At 64.4% G+C, this 24052-nt stretch carries 24 protein-coding genes; 16 read left to right on the top strand and 8 right to left on the bottom strand.

Annotated elements, in window-relative coordinates; translation table 11 throughout:
• The first annotated feature begins 25 nt into the window (after nucleotides 1-25).
• Nucleotides 26-1690 carry an aminotransferase class III-fold pyridoxal phosphate-dependent enzyme gene (locus tag ACWAT4_RS10705; protein ID WP_212447495.1) on the top strand — a complete coding sequence of 555 codons (1665 nt, stop codon included), beginning with the start codon at nucleotides 26-28 and terminating at the stop codon, nucleotides 1688-1690.
• A 194-nt stretch (nucleotides 1691-1884) separates the two neighbouring features.
• On the opposite strand, the gene ACWAT4_RS10700 is transcribed toward ACWAT4_RS10705, so the two are convergent.
• The 3 genes from ACWAT4_RS10700 to ACWAT4_RS10690 form a co-directional block, all read right to left on the bottom strand.
• Nucleotides 1885-2544, bottom strand: coding sequence for a hypothetical protein (locus tag ACWAT4_RS10700; protein ID WP_212447496.1), 660 nt, complete (start codon nucleotides 2542-2544; stop codon nucleotides 1885-1887).
• 156 nt (nucleotides 2545-2700) lie between these two features.
• Nucleotides 2701-3390, bottom strand: coding sequence for a class I SAM-dependent methyltransferase (locus ACWAT4_RS10695; RefSeq protein WP_212298938.1), 690 nt, complete (start codon nucleotides 3388-3390; stop codon nucleotides 2701-2703).
• A 33-nt stretch (nucleotides 3391-3423) separates the two neighbouring features.
• Nucleotides 3424-4476, bottom strand: coding sequence for a glycosyltransferase family 4 protein (locus tag ACWAT4_RS10690; protein ID WP_212447497.1), 1053 nt, complete (start codon nucleotides 4474-4476; stop codon nucleotides 3424-3426).
• 273 nt (nucleotides 4477-4749) lie between these two features.
• On the opposite strand from ACWAT4_RS10690, the gene ACWAT4_RS10685 reads away from it, so the two are divergent.
• Both ACWAT4_RS10685 and ACWAT4_RS10680 read left to right on the top strand, forming a co-directional pair.
• Nucleotides 4750-5454 (top strand): L,D-transpeptidase, encoded by a 705-nt coding sequence (locus ACWAT4_RS10685; RefSeq protein WP_212447498.1) that lies wholly within the window; start codon nucleotides 4750-4752, stop codon nucleotides 5452-5454.
• 98 nt (nucleotides 5455-5552) lie between these two features.
• Complete coding sequence (locus ACWAT4_RS10680) at nucleotides 5553-6050, top strand: GNAT family N-acetyltransferase (RefSeq protein WP_212447499.1); 498 nt, start codon at nucleotides 5553-5555, stop codon at nucleotides 6048-6050.
• 55 nt (nucleotides 6051-6105) lie between these two features.
• Here ACWAT4_RS10680 and ACWAT4_RS10675 read toward each other — a convergent pair whose 3' ends face one another.
• Both ACWAT4_RS10675 and ACWAT4_RS10670 read right to left on the bottom strand, forming a co-directional pair.
• On the bottom strand, nucleotides 6106-6369 hold the full coding sequence (locus ACWAT4_RS10675) for a hypothetical protein (RefSeq protein ID WP_212298942.1): 264 nt from the start codon (nucleotides 6367-6369) through the stop codon (nucleotides 6106-6108).
• On the bottom strand, nucleotides 6366-7148 hold the full coding sequence (locus ACWAT4_RS10670; RefSeq protein ID WP_212298943.1) for a DUF899 domain-containing protein: 783 nt from the start codon (nucleotides 7146-7148) through the stop codon (nucleotides 6366-6368). Before ACWAT4_RS10670 ends, ACWAT4_RS10675 begins: the two co-directional genes overlap by 4 nt.
• A 102-nt stretch (nucleotides 7149-7250) precedes the next feature.
• Here ACWAT4_RS10670 and ACWAT4_RS10665 point away from each other — a divergent pair, with 102 nt between their 5' ends.
• From ACWAT4_RS10665 to ACWAT4_RS10620, 10 genes are all read left to right on the top strand, one after another.
• Nucleotides 7251-8471, top strand: a complete 1221-nt coding sequence (locus tag ACWAT4_RS10665) for a helix-turn-helix domain-containing protein (RefSeq protein ID WP_449730508.1) — start codon at nucleotides 7251-7253, stop codon at nucleotides 8469-8471.
• A 27-nt stretch (nucleotides 8472-8498) separates the two neighbouring features.
• Nucleotides 8499-9137, top strand: coding sequence for a Vgb family protein (locus tag ACWAT4_RS10660; RefSeq protein ID WP_212427017.1), 639 nt, complete (start codon nucleotides 8499-8501; stop codon nucleotides 9135-9137).
• 135 nt (nucleotides 9138-9272) lie between these two features.
• Nucleotides 9273-10841 carry a DUF4403 family protein gene (locus tag ACWAT4_RS10655; protein WP_212447503.1) on the top strand — a complete coding sequence of 523 codons (1569 nt, stop codon included), beginning with the start codon at nucleotides 9273-9275 and terminating at the stop codon, nucleotides 10839-10841.
• Between the two features lie 125 nt (nucleotides 10842-10966).
• Nucleotides 10967-12076 (top strand): ABC transporter ATP-binding protein, encoded by a 1110-nt coding sequence (locus ACWAT4_RS10650; protein WP_212427123.1) that lies wholly within the window; start codon nucleotides 10967-10969, stop codon nucleotides 12074-12076.
• A 49-nt stretch (nucleotides 12077-12125) separates the two neighbouring features.
• The gene (locus ACWAT4_RS10645) at nucleotides 12126-13175 is read left to right on the top strand and encodes an ABC transporter substrate-binding protein (protein ID WP_212298948.1); all 1050 of its coding nucleotides are present in this window, start codon (nucleotides 12126-12128) and stop codon (nucleotides 13173-13175) included.
• An 85-nt stretch (nucleotides 13176-13260) separates the two neighbouring features.
• Nucleotides 13261-14523: an ABC transporter permease gene (locus ACWAT4_RS10640; RefSeq protein WP_449730507.1), complete on the top strand. Its 1263-nt coding sequence runs from the start codon at nucleotides 13261-13263 to the stop codon at nucleotides 14521-14523.
• Nucleotides 14520-15350 carry an ABC transporter permease gene (locus ACWAT4_RS10635; protein WP_449730506.1) on the top strand — a complete coding sequence of 277 codons (831 nt, stop codon included), beginning with the start codon at nucleotides 14520-14522 and terminating at the stop codon, nucleotides 15348-15350. The genes ACWAT4_RS10640 and ACWAT4_RS10635 overlap by 4 nt, the downstream gene beginning before the upstream one ends.
• 96 nt (nucleotides 15351-15446) lie before the next feature.
• A protein-coding gene (locus tag ACWAT4_RS10630; RefSeq protein ID WP_449730505.1) for an IS3 family transposase occupies nucleotides 15447-16615 on the top strand; the annotation gives its coding sequence in 2 pieces (ribosomal slippage) (nucleotides 15447-15735 and nucleotides 15735-16615; 1170 coding nt in all).
• Between the two features lie 237 nt (nucleotides 16616-16852).
• On the top strand, nucleotides 16853-17776 hold the full coding sequence (locus tag ACWAT4_RS10625) for a hypothetical protein (protein ID WP_449730504.1): 924 nt from the start codon (nucleotides 16853-16855) through the stop codon (nucleotides 17774-17776).
• Nucleotides 17777-18029: 253 nt separating this feature from the next.
• Nucleotides 18030-19238, top strand: a complete 1209-nt coding sequence (locus ACWAT4_RS10620) for an ABC transporter substrate-binding protein (RefSeq protein ID WP_212447504.1) — start codon at nucleotides 18030-18032, stop codon at nucleotides 19236-19238.
• A 161-nt stretch (nucleotides 19239-19399) separates the two neighbouring features.
• Here the strand turns inward: ACWAT4_RS10620 and ACWAT4_RS10615 are convergent, their stop codons facing one another.
• Together ACWAT4_RS10615 and ACWAT4_RS10610 are read right to left on the bottom strand one after the other, a co-directional pair.
• A complete protein-coding gene (locus ACWAT4_RS10615; RefSeq protein WP_212298952.1) occupies nucleotides 19400-19930 on the bottom strand; it encodes a PRC-barrel domain-containing protein in 531 nt (176 codons plus the stop codon).
• A gap of 221 nt (nucleotides 19931-20151) precedes the next feature.
• On the bottom strand, nucleotides 20152-20724 hold the full coding sequence (locus tag ACWAT4_RS10610; protein WP_212427022.1) for a hypothetical protein: 573 nt from the start codon (nucleotides 20722-20724) through the stop codon (nucleotides 20152-20154).
• Nucleotides 20725-20904: 180 nt separating this feature from the next.
• On the opposite strand from ACWAT4_RS10610, the gene ACWAT4_RS10605 reads away from it, so the two are divergent.
• Together ACWAT4_RS10605 and ACWAT4_RS10600 are read left to right on the top strand one after the other, a co-directional pair.
• Complete coding sequence (locus ACWAT4_RS10605) at nucleotides 20905-21645, top strand: response regulator (protein WP_212298954.1); 741 nt, start codon at nucleotides 20905-20907, stop codon at nucleotides 21643-21645.
• A gap of 15 nt (nucleotides 21646-21660) precedes the next feature.
• Nucleotides 21661-22986: an ATP-binding protein gene (locus ACWAT4_RS10600; protein WP_449730503.1), complete on the top strand. Its 1326-nt coding sequence runs from the start codon at nucleotides 21661-21663 to the stop codon at nucleotides 22984-22986.
• A 63-nt stretch (nucleotides 22987-23049) separates the two neighbouring features.
• Here the strand turns inward: ACWAT4_RS10600 and ACWAT4_RS10595 are convergent, their stop codons facing one another.
• Complete coding sequence (locus ACWAT4_RS10595; RefSeq protein WP_212298956.1) at nucleotides 23050-23250, bottom strand: hypothetical protein; 201 nt, start codon at nucleotides 23248-23250, stop codon at nucleotides 23050-23052.
• A 223-nt stretch (nucleotides 23251-23473) separates the two neighbouring features.
• On the opposite strand from ACWAT4_RS10595, the gene ACWAT4_RS10590 reads away from it, so the two are divergent.
• Nucleotides 23474-24019: a transglycosylase SLT domain-containing protein gene (locus ACWAT4_RS10590; protein ID WP_449730502.1), complete on the top strand. Its 546-nt coding sequence runs from the start codon at nucleotides 23474-23476 to the stop codon at nucleotides 24017-24019.
• The last annotated feature ends 33 nt before the right edge of the window (nucleotides 24020-24052 follow it).

Here is a 24052-nt window from a genome sequence, read left to right as displayed (position 1 = left end):
GCTCGCAGGGTTAGCGCTTGTTGTCATGGAAACGACACTCCCGATTCTCTCGATGTCCGTGGCCGCCGCAGCGTCTGCTGCCGCCGTCCTCCCGAAGATCAAGGCGCGGGTCGAGTTGTCCCGCGCCAAGCACCGCTCGCTCGCGGGGCACTCCAAGATGTCGCGCCGGGTGGCAAAGCTGCTCCCGTTCTACGAGTTCGCGGGCGACAAGTATTTCGGCTGCGACGGCGCGCCTGACAACGTGGTGAAGCAGCGCAAGGATGCCTTCTTCCGCCTCGCAGCTCTCTACGCCGAGCGCTACCCCAAGGGCCGCGCGATGACGAAGGAGGCGGCGGAGACGATCTCCGACCTCAACTTCACCGAAAGCTACCGCGTGCCGTTCCAGTTCTCGCGGCTCATCCGCGAGCATCTGGGCACCTCGACCTTCATGGAGTCCTCGAGCGGCGTCACCGTCACCGATGTCGACGGCAACACGTCCTACGATCTCACCGGCTCCTACGGCGTCAACATCTTCGGCAACGACTTCTACAAGGAGTGCATCGAGGGCTCCGAGAAGCGTGCTCATGCGCTGGGTCCAGTGCTCGGCCCCTACCATCCCGTCATCCTCGAGAACGTGCAGCGGCTCTGCCAGATCTCGGGCCTCGACGAGGTCTCGTTCCACATGTCCGGCACCGAAGCCGTGATGCAGGCGGTGCGGCTCGCGCGCTACCACACCAAGCGCACGCATCTGGTCCGTTTCGCCGGCGCCTATCACGGCTGGTGGGGCGACGTGCAGCCCGGCGTCGGCAACCCGATCAATGCGCACGAGACCTACACGCTCTCCGAGATGTCCGAGAAGACGCTGCACGTCCTGCGCACGCGCAAGGACATCGCCTGCGTGCTGGTCAATCCGCTGCAGGGCCTGCATCCCAACGTCAACGCGCCCGGCGATTCCTCGCTGGTCGATTCCTCCCGCGGCGGCAATTTCGATCGCGCCGCCTACACCGAATGGCTCAAGAAGTTGCGCGAGGTCTGCGACCAACGCGGCATCGTGCTGATCTTCGACGAGGTCTTCGTCGGCTTCCGTCTCGCCGCCGGCGGCGCCCAGGAATATTTCGGCGTCAAGGCCGACATGGTGACCTACGGCAAGAGCCTCGCCGGCGGCCTGCCGGTCGGCGTGGTCTGCGGCAAGAAGGAGCTGATGCGCCGCTTCCGCGACGACCGTCCCGCCGACATCTGCTTTGCCCGCGGCACCTTCAACTCGCATCCCTACGTCATGACGGCGATGGACGAGTTTCTGAGCCGGCTCGCCAGCCCGAACTTCCGCGCCATCTATGAGGGGCTTGACGAGACCTGGAACGGCCGCGCGCAACAGCTCAACCGCATGATGGAAGACGCCGGCCTGCCGGTGCAGTTCGCCAATTTCTCGTCGATCTGGACGGTGAAATACACCACCCCGTCCCGCTACAACTGGATGCTGCAATATTATCTGCGCGCCGAGGGCCTGGCACTGAGCTGGGTCGGCACCGGCCGGCTGATCTTCAGCCTGAACTACACCGACGCCGACTTCAGCGAAGTCGCCGACCGCTTCGTCCGCGCCGCGGAGAAGATGAAGGCCGACGGTTTCTGGTGGCACGACGGCGCGCTCACCAACAAGAACATCAAGCGGCAGATCTTGAAAGAGATGCTGGCCAAGCGCTTTGGGCGCTGAGGCTGGCTCTACCCACTCCGTCATTCCGGGGTGATGCGAAGCATCGAACCCGGAATCTCGAGATTCCGGGTTCGGCTCTTCGAGCCGCCCCGGAATGACGAAGCGTGAAGTGCCCCCCAAGACGTGGATGCCCGGCACGAGGCCGGGCATGACGCAACCATCAGACATCGGAGTATGTGGTGAGAACAGCGCGCTCAGGCGTGCTGCTCTTCGAGCGCCGGCTCGGAGATGAGGCCGAGCGTATGCTCGGGATTGAGATGCAGGCCGGGATCCATCAGCTCGCCCCGCATCAAGGCGAGCGGAGCGCTGCGATAGAGCATCAAATCGTGGAAGGGGTCGGTCAGGATCTTGGTCATCCAGACGAGGCCGGTCTCGACGTCACGGATGAAGAACAGGTGCACGGTGCGGAACAACAGACCGCCGCCGCCGATCACGAGCCAGATCTTGGCCACCTGGCGCATGAAGTCGGTCGCGCTGGCCCAGGGCGTGAACAGGCCGAACAGCGTCGGATCGACGAACAGCACCAGCGGCGACAGCGCCCAGATCGCCATCAGCACCACCTTGCGCTGCAAATTGTAGCCGACCTTGATCTCTTCCTTGTACTCGTGGGTCGCCTGGTTGATGTGGTCGTAGTCGTGCGGCTCGAAGAAGAAGTGACCGGCCTGGCGCGAAGTCATGGAGATCAGCCAGCCGACCAGCGCCGAGATCATGGGGTCGACGAACAGCCAGACATAGGCGAACAGAAAGCTTAGCGCGCTGACGAAGTGCAGGCTCTGATTGATGCGGCTGTGGTGATAGTAGCGATGGTCGTCCCAGCGCTGGATCCGCAGCTGCTCGAGATAATTCTTGATCATGCTCTTCCCCAAAATGCTTTCGGGTTCAGGATTTACAGAGATTCGATGTACGCCGTGTGACATCATCATCTTGTCATGTGACGATGCGCAGCGACGCGGTGACGCACGCGAACGCGTGAGCGGCGGAGCGAGCCGCCGCTCGTACGCAAGCCCCGCTCAGGCCGCCTTGGCGATGTCGACCTTGCGGAAGCGCACCAGCGAGAAATGGCCGAGCGGCGGAATCAGGCGACGCTCGGCGAGCTCGATGCCACGCGCGCCGGCCAGCCATTTGGCGTAACGCGACCAGGCGAACTCGGCGGTGCGGAAACCGAGCGGACGCACCACCGGCTGGAGCTTCTGCTCGATGAAGCGGCGCATGCCGGTGTCGGCGCTGACGCGGGTGAGGATGATCAGCTCGCCACCCGGACGCAGCACGCGGGCGAATTCGTCGAGCGCCTTCTCCGGATTCGGCACGGCGGTGACGACATACTGGGCCATCACGACGTCGAAGGAATTGTCGGGGAATTCGAGCTTCTCGGCGTCCATCACCGCGAGGCCTTCCACGTTCTTCAAATTGCCTTCGCTGACGCGGCGGCGCGCCTTGTCGAGCATCGCCTCCGAAATATCGGTGCCGAAGATGCGCAGGTTCGGGGCATAGAGCGGCAGCGAGATGCCGGTGCCGACGCCCACTTCGAGCACGCGACCGCCGATCTTGTTGGTGGCCGCGATCGCGGCCTGGCGGCCCTTGGCGAACACACCGCCGAACACGAGATCGTAGACGGGCGCCCAGCGATCATAGGCTTGCTCGACCGTGCCACGGGTGAGGTCGAGCTGCTGGGTGCCGTCAAGGTTCATGATCTTAGCCATCGATGAGGTTCTCGCTGTGGGTCAAAATGGGGATCAGCCGCGCACCGGCCGCCGCGCCATGCGAGGCGAGGCGCGCAGCACACGGCTGGGCTGGAGTGAGGTGAGATTGCCGACGAACTGGCGCGCGCTGTTTTCCCAGGAGCGCTCCAGCGCGAAATTGCGGCAGGTCTCGCGCGACATGGTGAGCGCGCGCAGGCACGCGGCGCGCAGATCGTTGTCGATCGCGCCGATCGGATGATCGGCAATGACGTCCTTCGGTCCGGTCACCGGGAACGCCGCAACCGGCGTGCCGCAGGCCAGCGCCTCGAGTTGCACGACGCCGAAGGTGTCGGTGAGGCTCGGGAAGACGAAGACATCGGCCGCGGCCAGATGCGCGGTCAGATCCGCGCCTTTCTTCTCGCCGAGGAAGACGACATCCGGATATTTCTTCTCGAGCGCCGCCTTCTGCGGACCATCGCCGACGACGACCTTGGTGCCGGGCAGATCGAGCGCGAGGAACGCCTCGAGATTCTTCTCCACCGCCACGCGGCCCATGGTCATGAAGATCGGGCCCGGCAGATCGAGCTTGGCCGGAGCGTCCGGATGGAACAGCTCGGTGTTGACGCCGCGCGTCCAGAAGCCGAGCCGCTTGAAGCCGCGCACCGAGAGCTCCTGGCGCAGCGAGGGCGTCGCCACCATGGTCATGGCAGCAGCATCATGGAAGTGCCGCAGCACGGCATAGCCGACCGCGGCCGGGATACCGGTCCGCACCGAGACATATTCCGGAAAGCGCGTCGTGTAAGAGGTGGTGAAGGCAAGCCGGTTGCGGCGGCAGTAGGCGCGTGCGGCCCAACCGATCGGCCCTTCGGTCGCGATGTGCAGCGCTTCGGGTGCGGCTTTCTCGATCCGCCGCGCGATCTCCTTAGCCGTAGGCAGCGCCACGCGCAGGCCCGGATAGGTCGGCAGCGGCCACGACCGGAAGCCGTCCGGCGTCAGGAAGTCGATCTCGACATCGAGGGCCTTGGCGGCGTTCGCCAGCGAGGTCAGCGTCCGCACCACACCATTGACCTGCGGATGCCAAGCGTCAGTCGCGATTAATACCCGCATGGGGAAATCCCGAGAGTTTGATGATTCTCGGTTTAGGACCATCAACGAAGGATATTTCAGGCGTGTGACGTCACAGAAGTGTCGGCCCGCTGTTTTGTTCGTTAACGGACCCCTGCGGCCACGAAACTGTCATGAAACAATCCTTGCCGCGACGAAACCGTTTTCGGTTTTCCGCGCAAATGTCCCGAAACGTTTTGTCGTTAGTGATTTAGGCAACGGAGCACCGAAACGGTGCCGGGGTGATCAAAAACACCAAGCAAACAGGGGCGACCAATGTTCAATCTGGACACGTTCAAGACGTTTTCGCGCGCCGTTGCTGTCGGTGCGGTGGCTGTGACCGCAATCGCATTTGCCGGCCCGGCCAAGGCTGCGCCCGTGCAGCTGTTTCCGTTCTTCCAGCCGCTGCCGACCATGACCGCGCCGCAGCCGCTGCAGCCTTACCAGCCCTATCAGGCGACGCCGTATCAGGCCGCGCCATCGGAGGATCAGGACACTGTCGAGACGCCGGCGCGCTTCCGCCGCCAGACCGTTTCCTACGCAACGCGCGAGGCGCCGGGCACCATCGTCATCGATACGCCGAACACCTATCTCTATTACGTGCTCGGTAACGGCCAGGCGATCCGCTACGGCATCGGCGTCGGCCGCGACGGCTTCACATGGTCCGGCGTCCAGTCGGTGACCAAGAAGGCCGAGTGGCCGGATTGGACCCCGCCGCCGGAAATGATCCAGCGCCAGCCGTACCTGCCGCGCCACATGGCCGGCGGCCCCGGCAACCCGCTCGGTGCCCGTGCCATGTATCTCGGCGGCACCGTCTACCGCATCCACGGCACCAACGCCCCCGACACGATCGGCAAGCACGTCTCCTCCGGCTGTATCCGCCTGACCAATGACGACGTCTCCGACCTCTACTCCCGCGTCAACGTCGGCACCAAGGTGGTCGTGCTGCCGATGACGGAGCGACGCGCCGAGCTGAGGTAGCGCCGCGCTTAAGCGAGATTGGGATACGAACGGCCCCGGCGATGCCGGGGCCGTTTTCGTTTTCGCCACGCACTCCGCGATGAGATATCGTTGCCCACATGATCAGACTGCTCACACCCACTGACGCCGCCCGCTACCGCGCCATTCGTCTGGAAGCGCTTGCGGCGCATCCCGAAGCTTTCGCCAGCACCTTCGCGCGCGAGCAGGAAAAGCCCCTCGCCTGGTTCGCGGAGCGCCTCACCAATTCGGACGTCTTCGGCGCCTTCATCGACGACGAGATCGTCGGCGTCGCCGGCTTCCGCCGGCAGGATGGTCCCCAGACCCTGCACAAGGCCGACCTCTGGGGCATGTATGTCCGACAGTCGGCGGGCAGAGCCGGCGTCGGTCGGCGTCTCGTCGACACGGTCATTGCCCATGCCGCAAGGCACGTCGAAAAACTCCAGCTCAGCGTTATGAGCAAAAATGAAGCGGCGTTGCGCCTCTACAAGACCGCCGGCTTCGTCGAATACGGCCGCGAGGTGAAGGCACTGAAGCAGAACGGCCGCTATTTTGATGAAGTCCTGATGGAATTGTTCGTCGACGGAAGCGGCAAATAGCGAAAACGGCCCCGGTGAGGCCGGAGCCGTCTGCGATTTTGCGCCGATAATCTGTTCAAGCCCGCCCGGCGCGTGGCCGCCCCGACATCAGCCGCAGCCACGCCGCCGAGTGAAACGCACTCATCAGCAGATACATCGGCACCATCCCGCCCAGCGACAGCCCGTGGCCGGCGGAGCAGAGCATGTCCGCCGGGCCGCCGCTGAACATGGCCGTCAGCACGGCCATGATCGCAAAGATCGGGCTGGCCGCAAGACCCAGCCATCGGGCAAGGTGGGATGCGGCTTCGCGGCTGGCGCCGGCGGGATGGAGTTCGGTCATTGCGCACCCGGTGTGCGAAGCGCGATCTCTCCGGCATCGGACACCTCGACCCATTTCTTGTCGGGCGCAGCGCCGTCCTCGTAGCTATCGTGCCAGTTCCACCATTTGTAGGTCGCCGTCTGCGGATAGCCGGCCGGCGACTGTTCCCAGACCTCCTGGCGGCCGAGCGGGGTGATGTCGAGATAGTTCCAGGTGCCGCCCATCTGCTCGTCGCCGCGGCTCTTGATCAGATAGGTGCGGAAGATGCGCGTCCCGTCGCGATAGAACACGTTGGTGCCGTGCCACTCGCCGACGCCGAAATCGACATCGAAGCTGTCGGTTATGGTGACCCACGGCATGGTCCAGCCCATCCGCGCCTTCAGCCGCGCGATATCCGCCTGCGGCGCACGCGAGGCGAACACCAGCGTGGTATCGCGGGCGTTCAAATGGGAGACGTGGGCAACCTGATCGGCCACCATCGAGCAGCCGCGGCAGGCATGGTCGGGCCAGCCGAACACGCCCGGCTCGAAGAAGGCGCGGTACAGGATCAGCTGCCGCCGGCCCTGGAACAGATCGAGCAGACTGGCCTTGCCCTTGGGCGTCTCGAATGCGTAGGCTTTGTCCACTTCCATCCATGGCATGCGCCGGCGTTCGGCGGCGAGTGCATCGCGGGCGCGGGTATGCGCCTTTTCCTTCACGAGCAGTTGCTGACGGGCTGCCTCCCAGTCCTGCGGCGACACCACCGGCGGTGTCTGCATGGCGGTCTGTCCGTTACTTCCTGCTTTGTCTGCTGATGTCATGATCGCTCTCCAAACCTTTCGCTCACCGCCCATTGTCGGCCGTCAACGATTTCTGGCACCAGACGGTTGCGCGGTGGGAGTAACAAGTGTGGCGGGATTTTCATGGAGTCGCTGATCACGGCTGCCGCACGGGCGCTGGAGGCCGGCGATCCGCTCGGCGCGCTGAACCGCGTCGCACTGCGCAACGATGCGCCCTCGATCGCGCTGCGCGGCATCGCGATGGCCCAGCTCGGCGATCTCGCCAAGGCCAAGACGCTGCTGCGAAGCGCCGCGCGCGCCTTCGGTCCGAGAGAGGCGGTCGCGCGTGCGCGGTGCGTCGTCGCCGAGGCGGAGATCGCGCTGGTCTCGCGCGACCTGAGCTGGCCGGCCAAGACGCTTGCAGCCGCACGCGCCACGCTCGCAAGCCACGGTGATCTCGCCAATGCCGCCCATGCGGGCCATATCGAAGGCCGCCGCCTTCTCCTGCTCGGACGCATCGACGACGCCGAGCGCACGCTGACCGAGATCGGCGCCGCCCCGCTCCCGCCTGCATCTGTGGTCGTGCGCGAGCTCGTCGCCGCCGGCATCGCCATCAGGCGGCTGAAAACAAAAGATGCGCGCGCCGCACTCGACCGCGCGGGCAAGGCAGCGCGGCAAGCGAATATCCCTGCGCTCCTCGCCGAGGTCGACAGCGCCAACCTCATCCTCGATACGCCGGCCGCGCGGCTGATCGCGCGTGGCAGCGAGCACCCGCTGCTGCTCGGAGAGGTCGAGCGACTGGCGACCTCGACCGCGCTCGTCGTCGACACCTTCCATCACGTCGTGCGCCGGCAAGGCACGACCGTGCCGCTCGGAACGCGCCCGGTGCTGTTCGCGCTCGCCCGTCTCTTGGCGCAGGCCTGGCCCGCGGATGTCTCGCGCGAGGCGCTGATATCGGGCGCGTTCCAGGCCAAGCACGCCGATGAGTCCCATCGCGCACGCTTGCGTGTCGAGATCGGGCGGCTCCGCACCCAGCTCAAGCCGCTGGCCGAGATCAGCGCGACCAGGCAGGGTTTTGAGCTGGCGCCGCGCAAGACGCGCGACGTCATCGTGCTGGCCCGACCCGTCGAGGAGAAGCACGCCGCCGTGCTCGCCATCCTTGCCGACGGCGAGCCGTGGTCGAGCTCTGCCCTCGCACTCGCACTTGGCATGAGCGCGCGCTCGGCGCAGCGGGCGCTCGAAGAGCTGGCGCGATCGAACAAGGTGCAGTCGTTCGGCCACGGTCGCGCCCGCCGCTGGATGACCCCGCCCGTCCCGGGATTCCCGACACGCTTGTTACTCCCCACGCCGTTGTTGAAGGCGTAGGTTGGTCGCATCACAGGGATCTAGCACATGAAGCGTTCCGCCGCAGAGATCGTCACCGAGTACGGCCCCTTTCCGGGCGTCGAGGCCGTGCATGGCGTCAGTTATGACGGCAGCCATGTCTGGTTCGCATCGGGCGACAAATTGAACGCGGTCGATCCGGCCAACGGCAAGATCGCGCGCTCGCTCGATGTCGCCGCACATGCGGGAACGGCGTTCGACGGCCGGCACCTGTTCCAGATCGCAGAGGATCGCATCCAGAAGATCGACGCGGCGAGCGGTGCGGTCGTCGGCACGATTCCCGCGCCCGGCGGCGGCGGCGATTCAGGACTAGCCTGGGCCGAAGGCTCGCTCTGGGTCGGGCAGTATCGCGACCGCAAGATCCATCAGATCGATCCCGACACGGGGAAGATTCTCCGCACCATCGAGAGCAAGCGCTTCGTGACCGGCGTGACCTGGGTCGATGGCGAGCTCTGGCATGGCACCTGGGAAGGCGAGGACAGCGACATCAGGCGGATCGATCCTGACACGGGCAAGGTGCTCGAGCAGCTCGATATGCCGGCGGGCACGATGGTCTCGGGGCTGGAGTCCGACGGCGGCGATCGCCTGTTCTGCGGCGGCGGCGCCAGCGGCAAGGTGCGCGCGGTCCGCCGCCCCAGGCGCGGCTAGCGCGGGCAGCAAGAACAAGCGGCAACGGCATGGCTGCAGCCGTTAACGCATTTGCCGCAATTCCACCCCATCGGTGCGCTCTAGCGCCCTCCTCGCCTGCCCTGTAAAATCTCGCCGGGGCGGCCAGGGGGATTGATGCGTCTGACGTTGAATTTGAAGACCGTGCTGATCGCCGTTGCGGTGCTCGCGGCGTCGTTTTTCATCAGCCTGAAGGCGATGGACTGGCTCGCGCCGCGCGCGACCAATTCCACGCCACCGGTCGCAGAGATGCCGCCGCTGCCGCCCGTGTCCAAGAGCTCGATCGTGGTGGCGCCGGTGGCGATCGCGCTGTCGGCGATCCGGGAGCAGGCCGAGAAGGCCTCGCCGCGCAATTTCGCCGGCAAGGCGGACAACCCGATCTCGCAGATCCTGGAGAACGCCGATATCGGCTGGACCGCCGCCCGCGGACCGATGTCGGCGACCGGTGACAAGGACGTGCTGACGCTGTCGACGCCGATCACCGGCAAGCTGAACGTGACGGGGTCGCTGTCGGCGAAAGCCACCGGCGCGCTCGGCGATGCGCTTGGCAGCGTGCTCGGCGGCGACGCGGCGAAACGGATCGGCGCGGTCAACATCAAGAATTTGAACGCCAGCGCCGAGATCAAAGGCAATGTCGTCGTCACCTCGCGCCCGAAGCTCGCCGCCGCCTGGCATCTCGAGCCCAATCTCGGCGCCCAGGTCAATCTCGGTGACACCAACCTCAACGTCGCCGGTGCCAAGGTCAACGTTCCCGCGCAGGTGAAGCCGCTGATCGACAAGACGGTCGGCGATCAGCTCAACGTCGTCGCCGAGCGCATCCGCAACGATCCCAGCCTGCGCGACAACGCGAAGGTGCAATGGGCCAAGGCCTGCCGCTCGATCCCGCTGCAAGGCAGCAGTTCCTCGGCCGCGCTGCCGCCGCTCTGGCTCGAGATGAAGCCGACCCGCGCCATCGCGGCGCAGCCGCGCGTCGATGCGCAGGCCGTCACCCTGCTGCTCGGCCTGGAGGCCGAGACGCGCGTGACCTCGACGCCGACCAAGCCGGACTGCCCGTTCCCCGACAAGATCTCGATCGTGCCGCCGACCGGCACCGGCGTGAATATCGGCGTACCGATCGACGTGCCTTTCACCGAGATCAACAAGCTGATCGCGGCCCAGATGGTCGGCCACACCTATCCCGAGGACGGCTCCGGCCCTGTCGACGTCACGGTGAAGAGCGTCAACGTCGTCCCGTCGGGCGACCGGCTGCTGATCTCGCTGCTGGTCCGCGCCAAGGAAAAGAAGAGCTGGCTCGGGCTCGGCGCCGAGGCGACCGTGCACATCTGGGGCCGGCCGATGCTCGACCAGGCGCAGCAGACGCTGCGGCTCGCCGACATCCAGCTCGCGGTGGAATCCGAGGCAGCCTTCGGCCTGCTCGGCGCCGCAGCCCGTGCGGTGGTACCACAGATGCAACAGGCGCTGGTGCAGAAGGCGACGCTCGATTTGAAGCCGATCGCCGCCAATGCGCGCGAGAAGATCGCAGCCGTCATCGCCGACTTCCAGAAAAGCGAGGACGGCGTCAAGGTCGAGGCCAATATCAGCAGTCTCACTTTGGCCGACATCGCCTTCGACGCCAAGACGCTGCGCGTGGTCGCGGAAGCCGGCGGCACACTGAACGTCTATGTGACCAAGCTGTCGGGGATGTAGCGCGCCGGCCCCGAGCTGGCTCGTCGCTTGCATCGCTGGCATTCTCATTGGAGGATGCTAAGCTGCCTGTCGCAACCTCGAAAAGGGGTGGCGACACCAGTGTAGCTTGATGACGCGAGGACAACATGGAAGCCGGCATGGTCACATCTGCGCCGGCACTGGTGCGCTTTTCCGGCATTCAGAAGACCTATGATGGCGAGCATCTCGTGGTGAAGAACCTCGATCTCGACATCAGGAAGGGCGAGTTCATCACCCTGCTCGGCCCGTCGGGCTCGGGCAAGACCACCACGCTGATGATGCTGGCCGGCTTCGAGGTTCCGACCCAGGGCGAGATCTACCTCGCGGACCGTCCGATCAAGAACATGCCGCCGCACAAGCGCGACATCGGCATGGTGTTCCAGAATTATGCCCTGTTTCCCCACCTGACGATCGAGGAGAACGTCGCCTTCCCGCTCTCCGTTCGCAAGACGAACAAGGCCGAAACGCAAGCGCGCGTCAAGGCGGCGCTGCGGATGATCAAGATGGAGACCCTCGCGCAGCGGCGGCCCGGGCAACTGTCCGGCGGCCAGCAGCAGCGTGTGGCGCTGGCCCGTGCGCTGGTCTTCAACCCGCAACTCGTGCTGATGGACGAGCCCCTGGGCGCCCTGGACAAGCGCCTGCGCGAGCAGATGCAGCTGGAGATCAAGCAGCTGCACGAGACGATGGGCATCACCGTCGTCTATGTCACCCACGACCAGAGCGAAGCGCTCACCATGTCGGACCGCATCGCCGTGTTCAACGACGGCATCGTGCAGCAGATCGACAAGCCCGACGCGCTGTACGAGCATCCGGTCAACAGCTTCGTTGCCAACTTCGTCGGCGAGAACAATGTGCTTGATGGCACCGTGGAGACGGTCGACAAGGATTATTGCCGCGTCGCGCTCGCGGCCGGAGGCTCCGTCATGGCCCGTGCCGTCAATGTATCAGGCGCGGGCGCATCGACGTCCCTATCGGTGCGGCCGGAGCGGGTCGCGATCGTCCCCGATGGCACCTCCAGCGACGGACCGAACCGCCTGCCGGCCAAGGTGCAAAACACCATCTATCTCGGCGACCACGCGCTGGCCGTGCTGGATGTCTCGGGGAATGCCGAGTTCATGGTCAAGCTTCAGCCGGGCGCGCATGACAGCCTGAAACACGGAGAGAGTGTCTTCATCACCTTCCGCCCCGAGGACTGCCTCGCCCTCGATCCCGCCTGATCCCAACGATCAACCTCAACGTAACGCACATGAAGAAGGAACAAGGACCATGCTGAAGCGCAAGATTGCTCTGGGTTTCGCCGCGGCGTTCAGCGCCAGCGCCGCGCTGGCCACGGTCGCGCAGGCGCGTGACCTCACCGTCGTGTCGTGGGGCGGTGCCTATCAGGAGGCCCAGAAGAAGGTCTATTTCGAGCCGTTCAAGAAGGCATCTGGCGTTGCCATGAACGACGAATCCTGGGACGGCGGCGTCGGCGTGCTGCGCGCCAAGGTCCAGGGTGGCGCCGCCACCTGGGACCTCGTCCAGGTCGAGAGCGACGAGCTCGCGGTCGGCTGCGAGGAAGGCCTGTACGAGAAGCTGGATTATTCCAAGATCGGCGGCGAGGCCGCTTACATTCAGCCGTCGGTCAATCCCTGCGGTGTCGGCGCCATCCTCTATGATTTCGTGCTTGGCTACGACAAGGACAAGCTGAAGGAAGCCCCCAAGGGCTGGGCCGACTTCTTCGACACCAAGAAGATTCCAGGCAAGCGCGCCTTGCGCCAGGGCCCGAAGACCACGCTCGAGATCGCGCTCATGGCCGACGGCGTCCCGCCGAAGGACGTCTACAAGGTGCTGGCGACCGACGAAGGCGTCGAGCGCGCGTTCAAGAAGCTCGACACCATCAAAGGCGACATCGTCTGGTGGAAGGCCGGCGCCCAGCCGCCGCAATTGCTCGCCTCCGGCGAGGTGGTGATGACCTCGGTCTACAATGGCCGCATCGACACCGCGAACAAGAACGAGAAGAAGAATTTCGGCATGGTGTGGGACGGCGCGCTGTTCACGCTCGACAGCTGGGTCATCCTGAAGGGCAGCCCGAACAAGGACGCCGCCTACAAGTTCCTGGACTTCGCAGGCAAGGCGGAGAACCAGTCGAAACTGTCGGAGAACATTGCCTACGGTACCTCGAACAAGAACGCCGCCGCCCTGATCCAGCCGGCCGTCCTGAAGGACCTGCCGACCGCGCCTGACAACATCAAGAACGCGGTCGAGATCAACGTTGCCTTCTGGCTCGAGAACATCGACAAGCTGACCGAGCGCTTCAACAAATGGGCCGCGAAATAGCGCGCGACCGAACCAGCGTGCGGCGCAGGCGGAGGGCGATGCCCTTTCGCCTGCGCCACGCCCCTTTGCCTGAAATGATCACGCCATGACAGCAGTGTCCCTGACCGGCGTCGATGCCGAGACCAAGGTGCCGCTCAAGCGCCGCCTGAAGCGTGCGGAGCGCGCGCGCCAGATCAAGGCGCTGGCACTGGTGCTGCCGTTGCTGCTGTTCTTGCTCTTCACCTTCGCCGGCCCCATCGCCGGCATGCTGTGGCGCGCGGTCGATGACCGCGAGGTGCGCCAGGTTCTGCCGCAGACCGTCACCGCGCTCGCCAATTGGGACGGCAAGGACCTGCCGGACGAGAAGGCCTATGCGGCGCTGGCGAGCGACATCGTGGCGGCGCGCGCGTCCGGCACCGTTGCGATCGCAGCCAAGCGGCTCAACTACGCCCTGAACGGTTTTCGCACGATCCTGACCAGCACGGCGCGCAATCTGAAGGCGGTGCCTGAGCAAGGCACCGCAAAGGAAGCGCTGATCAAGATCAACCCGGCCTGGCGCGAACGAAACACCTGGACGACGATCAGGGATGCCGGCGGCCCGGTGACCAGCTTCTACCTGCTGTCGGCGCTCGACCTGACGCGCAACGTGGACGGCGCGATCGTCGCGGCCTCGCCGGATCAGGCCATCTACCGCGAAATCTTCGCCCGCACCTTCCTCATCAGCATCAGTGTCACGGCCCTCTGCCTGATCCTCGGCTTCCCGGTCGCCTATTTGCTGGCGGCGCTGCCGTCCGGCCGGTCGAACCTGCTGATGATCTTCGTGCTGCTGCCGTTCTGGACCTCGCTTCTGGTCCGCACCTGCGCCTGGATCGTGCTGCTGCAGAGCCAAGGCGTCGTCAACGACAGCCTGCACTGGCTCGGCATCATCGATGCGCCGTTGCGCCTGATCTACAACCGCTTCGGCGTCTGCGTGGCCATGATCCACGTGCTGCTGCCGTTCATGATCCTGCCGCTGTACAGCAGCATGAAGGCGATCTCGCCGGCTTACATGCGTGCCGCCGCCTCGCTCGGTGCACCGCCCCTCACCGCCTTCCTGCGCATCTACCTGCCGCAGACCCTGCCAGGCATCGGCGCGGGAAGCCTGCTCGTCTTCATCCTGGCGCTCGGCTACTACATCACACCGGCCCTTGTCGGCGGCGCCGCCGACCAGATGATCAGCTACTTCATCGCGCTCTACACGACCGAGACGGCCAATTGGGGTCTCGCTTCGGCGCTGGGGGCCGTGCTGCTGCTCGCCACCGTTCTGCTCGCGCTCGTCTACGGCAAGCTGGTGCAGGGCCAGCAGGTCACGGGAGGGATGAAGAATTGAGCGACGCTCCCTCCCTCCGCACGCCCAGCCAGCGCGTCGCCTGGACCGCAACCATCGTCATCTCCACACTGGTGTTCATCTTCCTGATCGCGCCGATCCTTGCGATCATGCCGTTGTCCTTCAGCTCGGGCTCATACCTCACCTATCCACTGCCCGGCCTCTCCTTGCGCTGGTACGGCGATTTCATCAATTCGCCGCGCTGGATGAACTCGCTGAAGAACAGCATGATCATCGGCGTCGCTTCGACGCTGCTGTCGATGGCTCTCGGCACGCTGGCAGCTCTAGGGCTCGCGCAATGGAAGAGCCGGTTCAAGCCGCTGGTGCTGGCGTTCGTGCTGTCGCCGGTCGTCGTGCCCGGCGTCATCACCGCGGTCGGCCTGTATTTCTTCTTCGCGCCGATCGGGCTGACCGGCAGCTATCTCGGCCTGATCCTGGCTCACACCGCGCTGGCGACGCCCTTCGTGGTGATCACGGTCGGCGCCACACTGCAAAGCTTCGACACCAACCTCGCACGCGCCGCGGCCTCGCTCGGCGCGTCGCCGCTCGAGGCGTTCCGTCGCGTGATCCTGCCGCTGATCCTGCCCGGACTGGCCTCGGGCGCGCTGTTTGCCTTTGCGACCAGCTTCGACGAGGTGGTGATCGTGCTGTTCATGGCGGGGCCAGAGCAGCGCACCCTGCCCCGCGAAATGTTCAGCGGCATCCGCGAGAACATCAGCCCGACCATCACGGCAGCAGCGGTGATCCTGACGACGGTCTCGATCATCCTCCTCGCCACCCTCGAAGGTCTGCGCCGGCGCAACGAACGGCTCAAGGGCAGCGAGGGCTGACCTTCGCCTTCTCCCTTTGCGGGAGAGGGTGGCGCGATGAACCTCCTCCGAATGAGTGGACACCTGTAGTAGGTTCGTAGAGCCCGGAGGTGTCGAATGGAACTTCAACGTCGGTCGTTTACCGAAGAGTACAAGCGCCAAGCGGTCGAGTTGGTACTGTCGAGCGGGCGCTCGATCGGGTCTGTGGCCAAGGAGCTCGGTCTGCGCGACTCGGTGCTGCGGCGCTGGGTTGACAAGTTGCGGCAGGAGCCGGCATCGGCGGCGTGGCGCCCCACCACGCAGGCGACGCCGATGTCGGCGGACCAGGCTTCGGAGATCGCCCGCCTGCGCCAGGAGAACGAACGGCTGCGCATGGAGCGCGACATTTTAAAAAAGTCGATCGCGATCTTTGCCGGAACCCGGACATGAGCTTCCGCTTCATCGAAGACCACCGCGACGCCTATCCGGTGCGGCTGATGTGCGCCGTGCTCGAGGTCTCGTCGGCCGGCTATTACGCCTGGCGCGATCGCCCGGTGAGTGAGCGGACCAAATCCAATGCCACGCTGCTGGCTGCGGTCCGGCAAGTCCATCAAGACAGCAGCGGCCGCTACGGCAGTCCCCGCGTTCATGCAGCCTTGCGCAGGCAGGGCCGAGGCGCCAGCCGCGGCCGGATCGAGCGGATGATGCGTCGGCACGGTATCCGCGCCATCATGGCGCCGCCGCGCCGCGTGCGCACCACCGACAGCCGTCACGGTCTGCCAATCGCCCCGAACCTGATCGCGCGCGACTTCACAGCGCAAGCCCCGAACCGGGTCTGGCTCGCCGATATCACCTACATCCCGACCGCGGAGGGGTGGCTGTATCTGGCAGCCGTCATGGACCTGTTCAGCCGAAAGATCGTCGGCTGGGCCATGCGGGATCACATGCAGGTCGAACTCGCATCCGCGGCACTGGCGATGGCCACCCAGCAGCAACGGCCGCAGGCCGGATTGATCCACCACTCCGATCGCGGCGTGCAATATGCCTCACACGCCTATCGCAACGCTCTCACCGGCGCCGGCATCACCGCATCGATGAGCCGCAAGGCCGATTGCTACGACAACGCCCCGATGGAGAGCTTCTTCCACACCCTGAAGACCGAGCTGGTCCATCATCGCCACTACAACAACCGCGCGGAGGCCCAGCGCGATATCTTCGCCTTCATCGAGGGCTTCTACAACCGAACAAGACTCCATTCCGCCATCGGATATATCGCCCCGAGCGAAATGGAGCTAAAAGCCGCCTAAACCCGTCCACTTTTTCGGGGGAAGATCACGAAGCGCCGGATGAGGGGTCTCTCTCCGCGCGCCACTTAAGTGGCTCTCTTGGAGACCCCTCCCTTGTCCCGTCGTTTTGCGCGTAACCCTCTCCTAAAAGGTGAGGGCAATGATCCTCGACTTGATGGAAGTGGCGAGCATGGGTACTTTAGCGGCAGAAAACGACCGGCCTGATGATCAGACCGGCTTTTGGTCCTGCGGGTAATAATGTCTGACTCGACGTTACCGGAATCGTGGACTGACGCTCGGAAGATCATACTGGCAAACGCGCCTTGGTGCCTCTTGCTGGTGGCAATTGAGCGCGCGTTTGAAGCGCATTTTATCCAAGCCCTCGTCGCGTTCATCTTTTGCATCCTCTCCCTTGGGGTTGCCATTCATTGGAAAGCCTTTGAGGGCCTCACCCAACCTAAAGGGAGGTGGCGCTTGGCGTTGGGTTTGGTAATCGCGGGACTCATGTTTCTTGCGGCCGGCGTCTACTTATTGGCTGCTCAGCAGCCTTCTCTTCAGACCGACGAGGCTGTCAACCAATTGACCAAAGAGCTTCACGAGGCCACTGAAACTCTCGAAGCAGAGAGGAAGCAGAGGAGACAGGCTCAGTCACTCGCTTCAGGTCTCAGAGAAGAGTTGATGGCCACTCGACACACTTCTCTTCAGGCGCAACCCTCAGTCGAGGAAACGACCGACAGCGGCCCAATTAAGTGGGAGTCAGTTTTATGGTTTCCAGCATCTCCTGATGGCAGCGTCAGATTCATCATGTTGCGCGGCGAGAATTCAAGCACCTCGGCCGTACAAATAAGCGCGGCTTCGTTCACTTCGGCAATTACCGGCGAAACTAAGAATCTCAGCATAAGCATTCCTTATGGAGACGTCGGAGGAGAGAAGATCCCAGTTCAGCAGGCGAATCCGATACCTGCTGGAGCAAAAATACAATTGATCTTTGAGTGGGCGCCGCCTTTATCTGTTCAGGAAATGATGAGCAAGTGGGGAAAGACGTCGTTCTCAATAAACTATGGCGACTTTCGATTCCGCAAGGTATTCGATGCAGAATTTATGAAGGCTGCTTTAGTGCGGGATATCGTGGGGGCCGACCTAGTCCTCGGCGTTCCGCATGTAACGAAGAAAAGTCAATGAAATTTTGCTTCCCTTCTCCCTTATGGAAGCGAAGCGCCGGATGAGGGGCTTTCTCCGCGAGCTCGAATGCAAGATGGGTGCACGCGGAGAGAACTCCTCACCCGTCTAGCCGCTTCGCGCCGAGCCACCCTCTCTCGCAAGGGGAGAGGGTAAGAACACCATTTGCGCTGCTTCGGCTTTACGGCCGCGACCGCTTGTCGCTAAAACCGTCCCGCAACAAAGCCCAAACAACAACACTAAGGGAGAAAACAATATGCAAAAACTCATCGCCGCCGTCGCGGCCGGCTTCGCCATCGCCGCAACTTGCGGCACGGCGCAGGCGCAGATTTCCGACAATGTCGTCAAGCTCGGTGTGCTCACGGACATGTCGAGCCTTTATGCCGACGCGACCGGCAAGGGATCGCTCGCCGCTGTCGAGATGGCGGTTGCCGATTACGGCGGCAAGGTCGCAGGCGTCCCGATCCAGATCGTGTCCGCCGACCACCAGAACAAGCCCGACGTCGGCGTCAACATCGCCCGCAACTGGTACGACAACGAAAAGGTGGACGCGGTCATGGACGTGCCGACGTCCTCGGTGGCGCTGCCGATTTCGGCGCTGACGCGCGAGAAGAACAAGATCAACATCAATTCCGGCGGCGGCTCCTCCGACATCACGGGCGTCGCCTGCTCGCCCAACACGGTGCACTGGACCTACGACACCTACGCACTGTCGAACGTTGCCGGAAAGGCGATGGTGAAGCGCGGCGAGGATACCTGGTTCTTCGTCACCGCCGACTACGCCTTCGGCCAGGCGCTCGAGCGCGACGCCGCCAACGTCGTCAAGGAGAGCGGCGGCAAGGTGATCGGCGACGTCCGCCATCCGCTCAACTCGTCGGACTTCTCCTCCTTCCTGCTGCAGGCCCAGGCCTCGAAGGCCAAGGTGGTCGCGCTGGCGAACGCCGGCGGCGACACCACCAATGCGCTGAAGCAGGCGGCCGAGTTCGGTCTCGTCCAGGGCGGCCAGAAGATGATCGCACTGCTCCAGGAAATCACCGACACGCATTCGCTCGGCATCAAGGCCACCCAGGGCCTGATCGTCACCGATGCGTTCTACTGGGACATGAACGAGGAGACCCGCGCCTTCTCCAAGCGCTTCAACGAGAAGGTCGGCCACATGCCGACCATGATCCAGGCCGGCCTCTATTCGGCGACCATGCACTATCTGAAGGCGATCGAGGCCATCAAGACCGATGAGGCGCCCAAGGTGATGGAGCAGATGCGCAAGACGCCCATCAACGATTTCTTCGCCAAGAACGGCAAGATCCGCATCGACGGCCGCATGGTCCACGACATGTATCTGTTCGAGGTGAAGAAGCCGGAAGAGTCCAAAGGCGAATGGGACCTCTACAAGCTGATCGCCACCGTGCCCGGCGACGAAGCCTTCCGCCCGCTCGACAAGGGCGGCTGCCCGCTGGTGAAGTGAGGCACCCCCATCCTCCGTCATTGCGAGCGCAGCAAAGCCCGTCCTTCGGACCGCCGGAGGCGGGACCGGGTGGCTCCTCGCAATGACGGGTGTGAAAGGGTCACGACAGCGCGCCCGGTGAAAACCGGGCGCGCTTCGCTTCGGCACTCACGCGATCCGTATTACTCCGAGTACTTGAACTCGGGCATGTTCTTCAGCTGATCCTTGGTCGCGTTGAACACGGCATGGTCCGGATACCACTTCGACGACGAGCTGGTCGTGGTCGTTGTGGTCTTCTCGGTGCCGGTGGCAGCGCCAGTCGTCGTGGTCGCGGCGGGCTTGGCGTTCGGGTTCGCGCTGGTGCCGGTATAGGCCACGGCCTCGTTAACGAACTTCAGCTTCTCATAGGGCACGGCGACGAGATGCTCGCCCATGCCGAGGAAGCCGCCGACGCCGATCACGGCGATCTTGACGGCACCGCTCTTGTCCATCAGCAGATCGTTGATCGAGCCGATATTCTCATTGGCCTCGTTATAGACCTTCACGCCGGCCATCTTCGAGGCACGCCACTCGCCTGATGCGCTCGTGGTTGTCGTCGTCGCGGTGGCCGCGGGCGGCGACTTGTCGGTGGTGGCGGTCGGATTTTGCGCGAACGCAACGGTCGCAAGCAAAGCCGTGCCGGCGAGGCCGGCGGCGATCGATTTCATCAACATTGTTGTCCTCTCCTTCAGCAGAAAACTCGTGCGGAGAGAACAGCTACGAAGACGCGCAGTTCCTAATGTGCGTCAATTTCCCTGCGCCATTTGCAGCGTTGCGGCGCGAAGAAGGTTCCTGCCGAGGAACGTGCGCGAAGCACAATTCCTCGCCGACGATCGTGCGCCCTGGGATGAAACACGATCGCGGCGAGGAACGCGCTGGCCTGCGTCGCTTCAGGTCAGCTCTTGTAGTCGATCAGCAGGGCAGAGAAATCCGAACTGCTCGACGAGCCCGTCGTGCTGCCGTTGGCGCCGTAGGACGAGCTCTGGGATTGCGACTGCTGCAGCGCCTGGAGAAACTGCTCGAGGATCTTGGCGGTGCTGGACTCGCTCGAGCTGCTGGTCGGGTCCGTCGTCGACGACGAATCCGAAGAGCCGTCATCCGACGGCGGCGGGCCGGGAGGCGGGCCACCGGCGCCGCCGGGACCGCCGGGTCCCTTGCCGAAGGCGGACTGAAACACGCCCTTCAGCTCGTCGGCCTGGTCCGATGTCAGCGTCCCGTTCGAGACCTCGCCCGCGATGAGATCGTCGATCTTGGATTTCAGGCCGTCCTTGGACGGCTTGGTCCCGCTGGACTGGTCGCTGGAGCGGCTCTGCTGGAGCGCGGTATCGATGTCTTGCAGGGCAGTCGTCAGTGCGGACTGGTCCGACGACGAGATCGTGCCGTCCGACACTTCCGATTGCAATTCCTGCTGAAGCCGCTGGAGCGGCGACTGGTGATTACTGGCGGAGGCCGCCGAAATCGAGGTCATGAGGGCACCGTGGGTTTTGCGGGGTTTCGTACATTGCTGCGCCACGCTATGGTTAATGGGCTTAACGAGACCTTGCCGTATGACGACCCAGTCGTTGCGGGGTGTTGCGGAAATACATTCGGAAACAAACGGAAACAAAAATCTTCGCCTTTTGGCCCGAATCTTGGACAAACAAAGCTCATGGCCAATCCCTCTCCCAACATCCTGGTCGTCGAGGACGACCGCGAAACCCGGACGTTGATTGCGAAATATCTCCGCAACAACTCCTGCAACGTGACCGCTGTGAGCGACGGCCGCGAGATGTCGCGCGCCATGGCCGACCACCGCGTTGATCTCATCATCCTCGACGTCATGCTGCCGGGCGAGGACGGTCTCAGCCTGTGCCGCAAGGTGCGCTCGGAAGCACAGACGCCGATCATCATGCTGACCGCGCGCGGCGAGGACGTCGACCGCATCGTCGGCCTCGAGATGGGCGCGGATGATTATCTGCCGAAACCGTTCAATCCGCGCGAGCTGCTCGCCCGCATCAATGCGGTGCTGCGGCGTCAGGCCTCCGCGCAGGCCGCAAGCTCGATCGAGGGCGCCTCGACGCTCGCCTTCGAAGGCTGGCGCATCGACTTGCGCCTGCGCGAGCTGCGCAATCCGGAAGGCGCGCGCGTCGCGGTGACCAGCGCCGAGTTCGACCTGCTGCGGACGTTCTGCGAGCGCCCCGGCCGCGTGCTGTCGCGCGACAGCCTGCTCGACCTCACGCAGGGCCGCAACACCGGTTCGTTCGAACGCTCCATCGACGTGCTGGTCAGCCGCATCCGCCGCAAGATCGAGCCCAATCCGGCCGATCCCACCATCATCAAGACGGTGCGCTCCGGCGGTTACCTGTTTACGCCCCGAACGGAAGCGGTTACGACGCCCCTGAGCAACTGACGGGGCTTTGAGACGATGAGGCCGTTCGGGTTCTTCCACCTCAAGGGCATCGGCGGGCAGATCGCCGCGCTGGTGCTGGCTTCGACCGTCGCGCTGCATCTCGTCGTCACCACCGCCTTCCTGATCAGCCGGCCGGATCGCCCGGACACGCCGCCGGATGGCGGCCATCAACTGACCGACGCAGCGCTGCTGCTCGGCTCGGCCAGGCCGGACGACCGGCCGCGCCTCGCCGCAGATCTCGCCCGCGCCTTCCCCAAGCTCAACATCGAGATATCAGCACCTGATACGGCAACGGTGATCGAGGACAGCGAAGGCCAGCACCTGCACGGGCTCCGCCGCCATCTCGGCCATGGCTACAAGGTGGTGCAGCTCGCGCCCGAGGGCGGCGCCAACCGCATCGGCGTGCAATTGCCCGACGGCACCGTGATCGCGGGCCATGTCGAGAGCGGCCCGCGTCCGTGGTTCTGGGGCGCACCCTGGCTGGTGACGCTGATGACCGCCTTCATCTGTATCACCGTGCTCGGCCTGTGGGCCGCGCGCGCGCTGGCGGCGCCGCTCTCGTCTTTTGCAACGGCCGCCGAGAATTTCAGCCTGGACGGCGAGGCGGAGCCGCTGCCCGAGCGCGGCCCGGAGGAGATCCGCTCGGTCGCCCGCGCGCTCAACCGCATGCACGAGCGGATCGCGCGGCTGATGTCGGATCGCACCAAGATGCTGGCGGCGATCAGCCACGATCTGCGCACCCCGATCACGCGGCTGCGCCTGCGCGCCGAGTTCATCGAGGACGAGGGCAACCGCAAGCGCATGCTGATCGACCTCGACCAGATGCGCTCGATGCTGGAAAGCGTGCTGTCGCTGCTGCGCAACGACCGCAAGATCGAGGCGGTGACGCTGGTCGATATCGCCAGCACGCTGCAGCTCATCGCCGACCAGTTCGGCGACATGGGCCACGTCGTGCACTATGACGGCCCGACATCCGCGACCGCCGCCGCGCGTCCCGACGACCTGCATCGCGGCGTCACCAATCTGGTCGAGAACGCGGTGCGCTTCGGTGCCGAGGTGACGATCCGCCTCGATGTCTCGGGCACAAGGCTCGTCATCGACGTCGAGGACGACGGCCCCGGCATCTCGGATGCGCGCAAGCAGGAGATGCTGGAGCCGTTCGTGCGCGGCGACGGCGCGCGCACCATGGACGATTCCACCGGCTTCGGCCTCGGCCTGTCGATCGCGCGCGCGATCGCGCTCGCCCATGGCGGCGAGCTGTCGCTGCACGACCGCCAGCCGCACGGTCTGATCGTGCGGATGCAATTGCCGGTGTGGCAGCAGCCGCGGCTGGCCGCTTAGGGCATGATCCGGAAAAGTGTGAAGCGGTTTTCCGAAAAGATCATGCCCTCTTGAAAGACAAGCTCAGGCTGCGAGCGGCGGATGTTCGATAGCCGCCTCATGGTAGATCGCGATCGCCTCGAAGCGATAGCCGCAGGCATGGCAGCTCCAGAGATAGGAGACGCGTCCCTCGCCCGGCTCGATCCAGTCGGGCCGCGCGATCGGCGCGCCGCACTGGGCACATGGGTTCTGTGTGGGGATATCGTCGATGTCTGCTCGGGTCATGGACGTCCTCCCGAATGCTGGTGTCGCGTTTTTGGGCGGTTGCACGAACGGACAGACCTGCTGTCGCGTAAGGCACTCCGCCAGCTCCGAAATTAACCCATGTTTGAGTCGTAAAAACGACGGCTCGGCGAAAATCGCCGCTGGTGGCATTTCGCCACATCATCGCCGTGTTCCCACGGCCTAACGCGCACGGGGCGGGTCAGTTCTGCCGAGGAATACTTCAATGAAAATTTTGCGTATTGCCGTTCTCGCTGCGGCGGGGCTGATGTTGCCGCAGGCCGCCTTCGCAGGCCAGGCCGAATATGCCGAGATGGTCGCCATGCATGCGCGCGCCAACGGCGTGCCGGAGGCGCTCGTGCATCGTGTCATCATGCGCGAGAGCCGTTATCAGCCTGGCCTCGTCGGCCGTGGCGGCACGATCGGGCTGATGCAGATCAAGCTCGCGACCGCCCGCGGCCTCGGCTACACCGGCGATGCGAGCGGCCTGCGCGATCCCAACACCAACCTCACCTACGCGGTCAAATACCTCGCCGGCGCCTATCACGCCGCCAATGGCGACCACGCACGAGCCGTGCGTTATTTCGCGGGCGGCTATTACTACGTTGCAAAGCAGCAGCGCCAGCAGCAGCAGCGGGCGATGGTGCAGGAGGCCAGCAACGAGCCCTGGCTCGAGCCGAACGGCAATCCGCAGCCGATGTTCGGCAGCCTCCCGCACCGGAAACTCACCCAGCATGTCCGCAACGCGCAGGCGCAGGTTCCACACTATTGATCGTCATTCCGGGGCGATGCGGAGCATCGAACC

Source organism: Bradyrhizobium sp. T-1 (genome assembly GCF_053592855.1).
The sequence above is the reverse complement of the archived record's forward strand: the minus strand, read 5'-3'. Positions and strand labels throughout refer to the sequence as shown.